The 8,222-nt window shown below is 66.5% G+C and carries 6 protein-coding genes and 1 pseudogene; 4 read left to right on the plus strand and 3 right to left on the minus strand.

Translation table 11 applies throughout. The annotated features are described in order from the left end of the window. Positions 1–229: hypothetical protein (locus G3N93_RS28970; protein ID WP_206134504.1), on the minus strand; the 229-nt coding region annotated here is incomplete at its 3' end. Positions 230–1,306: 1,077 nt separating this feature from the next. Here G3N93_RS28970 and G3N93_RS28975 point away from each other — a divergent pair. Both G3N93_RS28975 and G3N93_RS28980 read left to right on the plus strand, forming a co-directional pair. Beyond that, the gene (locus G3N93_RS28975; protein ID WP_167316036.1) at positions 1,307–1,444 is read left to right on the plus strand and encodes a hypothetical protein; all 138 of its coding nucleotides are present in this window, start codon (positions 1,307–1,309) and stop codon (positions 1,442–1,444) included. Positions 1,445–1,560: 116 nt separating this feature from the next. Further along, entirely contained in the window at positions 1,561–3,207 is a 1,647-nt protein-coding gene (locus G3N93_RS28980; protein WP_174937015.1) for an Nramp family divalent metal transporter, read from the plus strand. 127 nt (positions 3,208–3,334) lie between these two features. On the opposite strand, the gene G3N93_RS28985 is transcribed toward G3N93_RS28980, so the two are convergent. Continuing rightward, complete coding sequence (locus G3N93_RS28985) at positions 3,335–4,240, minus strand: LuxR family transcriptional regulator (protein ID WP_206134505.1); 906 nt, start codon at positions 4,238–4,240, stop codon at positions 3,335–3,337. 284 nt (positions 4,241–4,524) lie between these two features. Here G3N93_RS28985 and G3N93_RS28990 point away from each other — a divergent pair, with 284 nt between their 5' ends. Beyond that, a complete protein-coding gene (locus tag G3N93_RS28990; RefSeq protein ID WP_174945629.1) occupies positions 4,525–5,358 on the plus strand; it encodes an autoinducer binding domain-containing protein in 834 nt (277 codons plus the stop codon). 265 nt (positions 5,359–5,623) lie between these two features. Then, on the plus strand, positions 5,624–7,591 hold the full coding sequence (asnB, locus tag G3N93_RS28995; protein ID WP_174985511.1) for an asparagine synthase (glutamine-hydrolyzing): 1,968 nt from the start codon (positions 5,624–5,626) through the stop codon (positions 7,589–7,591). 19 nt (positions 7,592–7,610) lie between these two features. On the opposite strand, the pseudogene G3N93_RS29000 reads toward asnB, so the two are convergent. After that, positions 7,611–7,802 (minus strand): annotated as a pseudogene (locus tag G3N93_RS29000) (lytic transglycosylase); the annotation flags it as partial. Positions 7,803–8,222: the final 420 nt, after the last annotated feature.

The raw sequence follows: 8,222 nt of genomic DNA on the forward strand, positions 1-8,222 counted from the left end.
CGAGGCGCGGCGCGGCCGAGCACAGCAGCGCGACGAGCGCGACCGCGGCGGCCATCATGGCGAACAGCAGGCAGTCGAGCGGGCGGGGCGCTGCCGGCACGTGGGCGAGTGCGGTGCCGCGCCAGTTGCTGAATGCGTGGGCGAGCGGCGAGAGGCCGGATACGAATGAGCGGTCGCATGCGTGATGCACGACGCGCTTGAGTCTGACCGCGAACGATTGAAGAAACATGACGCTGCCTCCGTCCGGTCCGGCTCGGGCCGGACGACGTGATCGAGCGCGGGCGCGTGACGCGGCCTGCGGTCGGAGGGTGGAACGTGGTGGAGCGTGCAACGGACGAACCGGCGATGGCCGGCCCGGGAGGAAGCGCGCTAACCCGACGAATGCGAGCTAGCGGCGTAAGACATGCGTCTGGCTGCTATCTCGCGATGGCTTGGCCGGCCTGGACCGGCATCGAACTGCAACTAGAGCATGTGTCCACGGAGGGACTCCTGTGATGAATTGCGGCGGATTGTATTCGGGTCGTTTGCTGCAGCGCAAGTAAAAAACGCATAAAAGGCGCCGTGTGTGGCGTGCGTGTCGTCATGGATCGCTGCGGCGCAGTCGCGGCACGAGGCCGGAACGAAGCGGCGGCGGCGGGGCGCCATGCCGTTGTTCGCACACATCGGATCGTGTCCGTATCGTGACGCGCTGAAAGGTTTCGGCACGTCGTTTCAAGGGCAAATCTTTCAGTGCCGCAAAGCAGGAAATTTATTTCGAGAAATGGGGTTGGGAGGGGTTGACTTCACTTTCGGGCCGTCCATAGAATCCGCCATCTTCACTCTTGGGGCCGCCGCCTTGGACGCCTGCAGTAGTCGATCTTCGAACGAAATTTCCGCCTGAGCGACCGACGTCCGCGCCTCATCGAAGCCGCCGTTTGTCTCCCAGGCAAACGGTGCGCGCAGCAGTATTCCGCAGCAAATTCCTACGTGCACCCTGATTCGCGCCGGTTAGCGTGATGCGTTTTCGCATGCGCCGTCCGGTTTCACCGCCGCCTGGCAGGCGGCCGCGTTCGCGCATCCCTTTCCCGGGCGCGAATGCCGGCCCGCATGCCTGACGGCGGTCAACCGTGTTTTCCGGAACACCGCACAGGAGCCGCCATGAACGACAGTGACAGTTGTCCCTTATGCCCGTTGCACGCACAGACCCTTTTGAACCCGGGTCGCAGGGACAATCCGGCCGACTAGCCTGACACGTCGTTCAGGCCCCGGACTGGCCCCGCGCCCAACACGCGGCCGGCAGCCTGCCGTCGCCGCACGGAGCCAGATCATGAACTTCGGCCTTCTGCTGTCGAATCTCCCGCACGTCACGGAATCGCGCAACCACTACGACGCGATGCTGATGCTCGACGCCCGTCCGCGGGTGTTCTCCCGCCTGTTGAACCAGTTGAAATCGTTGATCCGCTGAAAGACGCACCGAGCGCGTCTCGGCATGCGCACACGCGACCGCCATCGGGCGGTCGCCCCGCGCGCATTCCAAGATCGCTTGCTCACCAGATAACCATTAGCCGTACGGAACACATCATGTCCACGCCATCCAACGTTTCTCCACCGATCGCCGCTGAACGCAGCGCCGTGCTCGACGAAGCCCACCTGGGCGACATCCGCGGTGCGCTCGGTACGATCGCGCATCACGACACCGGCTCGCGCGGCACGTGGTGGGCACGCCTGCGCACGCTGCTCGCGATCATCGGCCCGGGCCTCATCGTGATGGTCGGCGACAACGACGCCGGCGCATTCGGCACCTACACGCAGGCCGGCCAGAACTACGGCACGACGCTGCTGTGGACGCTGCTGCTGCTCGTGCCCGTGCTGTACGTGAACCAGGAAATGGTGCTGCGCCTCGGCGCGGTCACGGGTGTCGGCCACGCACGCCTGATCTTCGAGCGATTCGGCAAGTTCTGGGGCGCGTTCAGCGTGATCGACCTGTTCCTGCTCAACGCGCTCACCATCGTCACCGAGTTCATCGGCATCACGTTCGTGCTGGATTTCTTCGGGCTGCCAAAGGTGGCCGGCGTGTGCGTGGCCGCGGCGCTGACCATGGCCGCGGTGAGTACCGGGGATTTCAGGCGCTTCGAGCGGTTCGCGATCGGGCTGTGCGTGCTGAGCCTGCTGCTCGTGCCGGTGCTCGTGTCGATCCATCCGCCCGTCGCGCAGATGACGCGCGACTTCTTCGTGCCGAACTGGCCCGCGCACGCGAAGCTGTCGGACGTGATGCTGCTCGTGATCGGCATCGTCGGCACGACCGTCGCGCCATGGCAGCTGTTCTTCCAGCAGAGCTACGTGATCGACAAGCGCATCACGCCGCGCTTCATGAAGTATGAAAAGGCCGACCTGTGGATCGGCATCGTGTTCGTGCTGATCGGTGCGGTCGCGATGATCGGTTTCAGCGCCGCGCTGTTCAACGGGCATCCGGAAGCCGGCAACTTTACCGATGCGGGCGGCATCATCGCCGGCCTCGAGAAGTATGCGGGCCGCACGAGCGCGACGCTGTTCGCGGTGGCGCTGCTCGACGCGTGCATCATCGGCGCGGCGGCCGTGTCGCTGTCGACGGCCTATGCCATCGGCGACGTGTTCAAGATCCGCCACTCGCTGCACCGCGGCGTGTCCGATGCGAAGGGCTTCTATCTCGTGTATTTCGGCATCGTCGCGGCCGCGGCCACGCTCGTGCTGATTCCGGGCAGCCCGCTCGGCCTGCTGACCGAAGCCGTGCAGACGCTCGCGGGCGTGCTGCTGCCGAGCGCGACGGTGTTCCTGCTGGTGCTGTGCAACGACCGCCAGGTGCTCGGCCCGTGGGTCAACTCGACGAAGCTCAACGTGTTCACCGGCGCGGTGATCTGGGTGCTCGTGCTGCTGTCGATCATCCTCACGGCGTCGGTGATGTATCCGGACATCAGCGGCGAAGCGATCGTCGACGTGCTGGTGGGCGGCACCGTGCTCGCGATCGCGGGCTACATCGCCACGGTATTGATCCGCCGCAACAAGCGTGTGGTCGAGCCGGCCGTCGATCGCTCGTTGCGCGACACGTGGCGCATGCCGCCGCTCGACACGCTCGAGCCGCAGAACATGACGGTCGCGACGCGGATCTGGATGGCCGTGCTGCGCGGCTATCTCGTGATCGCGGTCGGTCTCGTGATCGTCAAGGTGGTGCAGATGACGCTGCTGAAGTAACGCAGGTCGTCTTCCAGGAAGCGGCGCCGGACCCGGCACCGCGCCGCAACCCGCACATGCCGGCCTCCGTGGCCGGCATGTGCGTTTACGCGTTCACATGCGGCACGCCGCACACGGTGCGCGACCGTCAGATCAGTTCGAGCTTCGACGTCAGGTACGTGAGCTGGATCCGGTTCGCGACACCGAAGCGCTTGCGCAGCTTGCGCAGGTGATAGTCGACGTTGTGCGCGCTGGTGTCGAGGCGTCGGCCGATCTCCTTGTCGGAGGCGCCTTCGGCGATGCCGAGCAGCAGTTCCTGCTCGAACGGCGTGAGCCCGTTCACCGCGCGTTCGCGCGACGTCGAGATCAGCTGCGGTGACGCGAACTTGTGTACCGACAGCCCGATCGACAGCGCCTGCTCGATCGTCGCGGGTGTGATCCATTCGCGCGTGCGGCGCGGCGCGGTGAAGCTCATGAATGCGTGCAGCCGCGTGCCGGGCACGGCCATCGAATACATGATGCCGCTGCACATCCCGTCGTCCTGCATCGTCTGCAGGAAGCCGTCGAGCGCGGCCGGCGTCACGCGCGGGCCGGCGTCCCGCTCGCGATGTTCGCGGCGCAACTGCTGCAGGTCCCACACGATCGGCATGTTGCAGACGCGCGCGCCGAGTGTGCGCGGATCGACGTCGTGATGGTTGTGCCGCACGTAGTCGCCGCGATAGGTGGCCGGCGTGAACGCTTCGTGCAGGTAGAGACTTTCGACGCTCTCGTGCGCGAATTCGAGCGCGAAGTACGCGAACGTCGAGAAGCCCGTCAGATGCAGCAGGCTCGCGACGATGCGGCTGCGCTCGGCCGTGCTCTGCGCGTGCGCGAGCGTATCGGCGACGCCGAGCTTCGGTGCGTGCGGCTGCGTGATGTCACCGCGCTTCACGTCGTCGCACCAGACGACCTGCACGGGGCGTTCCCGCAGCACGTCCGGGCACGTGTTCAGCCCGTGCGACGTGCGGGAAAAGGTTGGGGCGACCGCTTCTTCATGCAATGCAATATCGGACATGTGCCATCCCTCGGAATCGACGCGCATCGCCTGGCGGCGGCCGTATCGTGTACGGCATTCGCGGCGGTGCGATCGAGCATCGGTGTGATATGCGCCGATCGTCATCCCTGACGAAACGCGGGGGCATTGTACAAAAATGCCTGTGTATGCGTAATATGCCGTAATACTAATGGCGGCGGAAGATTCCTATTCGCACGCATATCACGCCGACCAAAAAATCCATAAAGCAAAGACCAGATCGTGACGGGGCGCAGGTTCACATATTGGGAAAGGGCGGGCTCCTCATGACATATGCTGACGGCGCACCACGCGTCGAGTGGTTCTCGCAAGCCGATATCGCAACGGCTGCGACGTATTCGAATGAATATCAGGCAATCGGGCACGACGTTTTTACCGGCACTCAAATTGAATCCGGTAAAACCGACCTGGCTTCGCTCGATTTCGCGCAATGCCATGCGCGCTTGCGGCAAATCGGTTTCAGTACGCTCGGTTACGGCGCTTTCGAAATGATCGGGCGGCGCATTTTATGCGCGCATCTGTTGCGAGACCTCGCACCCGCGACCTTCATGCAGCCATTTATCGAAGGCATGCTCTACGAAAGCGACCCGCGCTTCGCGCAGGTGCGGCAGAGCGGCTTTCCGGTCGCGTGGCGGCTCGACGAAATCGAGGCGGCCGCGCAGGGCAGCGGCGACCGCAAGATGCTGGCGCTCGCCGGCCATCTGCGCGCGCACGGGATGAACAGCGGCGTGTTGTTCGGCCTGTCGGCGCCGCGCCTCGACCTGCGCGTCGCGGTGAACGTGACGTCGGAGACGCACGGCACCGAATGGATCGACGATCGCGTGATCGGCGGTGCGCTGTCGGTCAGCCTCGCGGTGCATCGCGTTGCGCTGCCGTTCCTCGAAGCACGTATCGCCCGCATGCGCGGCTTCGCGCTCGGCGACGAGCAACTGCAGGTGCTCGACCGGCTCGTGCACGGGCTGTCCGACCAGGAGATCGCGAGCGCGCTGCGCACGTCGCTGCACAAGGTCGGCCACCATATCCGCTCGCTCGAAAAACTCTTCAACGTGCAGAACCGCGCGCAGCTTGCGTATCTGGCGGCGCGCCGATTGCCGTCCTGACGCTGTCCGTCCCCGGTTTTCTCCGCGTGATCCGATGACCGTCGTGCCGGCCCGTCCGGGGCTGGCCCGACGGCGGTTTCGGCTGCGCGCGCCGTCGCGATGCGCACACGCTGCTTGACAGCGCTTTTTTCGAGTGATTGCCGCATTCACCTATGAATTATTGCTGAATTATTTCTTCGTAATATGGCTCGACCGTCACGCCGGACGGCGGGCCGCGAGGTTGCGCCATGCGTGACGGAACTGGTCAACAGGGGCGGACAAATCAATGTGCGGAATCGACGGCTTTCTGAATAGCGTCGCCTTCGATGAGGAGACAGCGCGCGGCACGCTCGCGCGCATGACGGCAAGCCTCGCGCATCGCGGGCCGGACGGGCAGGGGATCTGGGTCGACCCGGAAGCCGGCATTGCGCTCGGCCACCGGCGGCTCGCGATCGTCGACCTGTCGGTACACGGCCGACAGCCGATGGCATCCGCGTGCGGCCGCTACGTCATGGTCTTCAATGGCGAAATCTACAACCATCGCGAACTGCGCGCGGAGCTCGAGCGCGCGGGTCGTGCACCGGCGTGGCGTGGCCACTCCGACAGCGAGGTGCTGGTCGCGGCGATCGTCGCGTGGGGTGTCGAGGCGACGCTGCGGCGCGCGACCGGCATGTTTGCGATCGCGCTGTGGAATCGCGAATCGCGGGTGCTGACGCTCGCACGCGACCGGATCGGCGAGAAGCCGCTCTACTACGGCCGGATCGGCGACGCGCTCGTGTTCGCGTCCGAACTGAAGGCGCTGCGCGGCTATCCGGGCTTCGACGGCGCGATCGACCGTGACGCGCTGTGCCTGTACCTGCGCCAGTCGAGCGTGCCCGCGCCGCACACGATCTATCGCGGCATCCGCAAGCTGCCGCCCGGCACGTATATCCAGTTCGAGCATGCGCGCGACACGCCGCGCCTGCGTGCGTACTGGACGCTCGAGCAGGCGATCGAGGACGGTCGCGCGCAGCCGTTCGAGGGCAGCGCCGACGAAGCCGTCGGCCAGCTCGACGCGGTTCTGCGCCAGGCCGTCGCGCGGCAGATGGAGGCCGACGTGCCGCTCGGTGCGTTCCTGTCGGGCGGTGTCGATTCGTCGACGATCGTCGCGCTGATGCAGGCGCAATCGTCGACGCCGGTCGACACGTTCACGATCGGTTTCCATGAAGCGGGCTACGACGAAGCCGGTTATGCGAAGGCCGTCGCGCGTCATCTCGGCACGCGCCATACCGAGCTCTACGTCACGGCCGACCATGCGCTCGGCGTCGTGCCGAAGCTGCCGTCGATCTACGACGAGCCGTTCTCCGATGCCTCGCAGATCCCGACCTTTCTCGTCTCGGAGCTGACGCGCCGGCATGTGAAGGTGAGCCTGTCCGGCGACGGCGGCGACGAGCTGTTCGGCGGCTATACGCGCTACTTCCTGACGCCGCGCCTGTGGCGCAAGCTGCATCGCGTACCGGGCGCCGTGCGGGCGCGGATCGCCGCCGCGCTGCATGCGTTGCGGCCCGATCACGCGGACCAGCTCGCGGCCGTCGCGCAGGGGGCGTGGGGCGGGGTGGAGGCGCGCGAATCGGCGACGCGCATCGGCGATCGCCTGCACAAGCTCGGCCACGTGATGACGGCCGAGAGCCGCATCGGGCTGTACCGTCTGCTGATGTCGTCGGTGCATCATCCCGAGCGCCTCGCGCTGTCGGGGCAGGAGCCGGCGACGCCGCTCGACACCGTATCCGCGTGGCCCGCGCACCTGAGCTTCGCCGAACAGGCGATGGCGATCGATACGCTCACGTACCTGCCGACCGACATCCTCGCGAAAGTCGATCGTGCGGCGATGGCGGTGAGCCTCGAAACGCGCATGCCGTTCCTCGACCATCACGTCGTCGAATTCGCGTGGCGCGTGCCGACGGACGTGCGTTTGCCGGAAGGACAGTCGAAGGCGCTGCTGCGTCGGCTGCTCGACCGGTACGTGCCGTCCGCGCTGATCGACCGGCCGAAGCAGGGCTTCTGCGCCCCCGTCGATCACTGGTTGCGCGGCTCGCTGCGCGACTGGGCCGAGGCGTTGCTGCGGCCGTCGCGGTTGCGCGAGGAAGGCTACTTCGATGCGGCTGCGGTCGAGCGCCTGTGGCGGCAGCACGTGACCGGCCGGATGAACTGGCAGCACCAGTTGTGGACGGTGCTGATGTTCCAGGCATGGCTGGAGGCGCAGCGCGCCGCGTAAGCGGGTGCGCTGCGCTGCGTCACTGATCGAGGCAGCGCATGCAGCGCCGCTTCGCGTCGCTCGATTTCAGACCGCGGCACATCGTCATCACGGGCCGTGCATGGCACGAAGGCGGATCGGCGGAGGCTGCCGGCGACGCCAGCCGGCGCGCGCGATCGGGCGGCGTGGTTGCGGCCGCATCCATGCGTCGCTGGCGTGCGGGTGGCGTGTCGCGCCCGGCGCTGCCATCGTCAGGATTGCCCGACGTCATCGACGCGACGTGCGGGGTGTCGTCATTCGTTGCATGCGCAACGGGCGGCGCCGCGCACGCGAGCGCGGCCAGCGCGTACAGGCAGGCGGCGACGGTTCGTGAAGCGCGCTTGTTCATGTCCATTCCATACGTTTCGGTGCCGGCGGCGCGGAGAGCGCGCGGCTGCTGCATCGATTGTAGGGACGGCAATGGCTGTGTGTCACGCCGGGATCCGTAGTCGCGCGCATCGGCAGAGGCGGCGGCCGGAGCCGAAACGACGAAGCGTGATGCACGAGGATGTGCAGCCGCCGACGCTCAAAAAGCGACCGCCGCCCGGAGGCGGCGGTCGGGTCGCGACTGGCTGGCGGGCCGGGCGGCGTGCAGGCCGCGCCCGACGGAGAG

Origin of the sequence: Burkholderia sp. Se-20378, assembly GCF_017104665.1 — a bacterium.
GTDB lineage: Bacteria > Pseudomonadota > Gammaproteobacteria > Burkholderiales > Burkholderiaceae > Burkholderia > Burkholderia lata.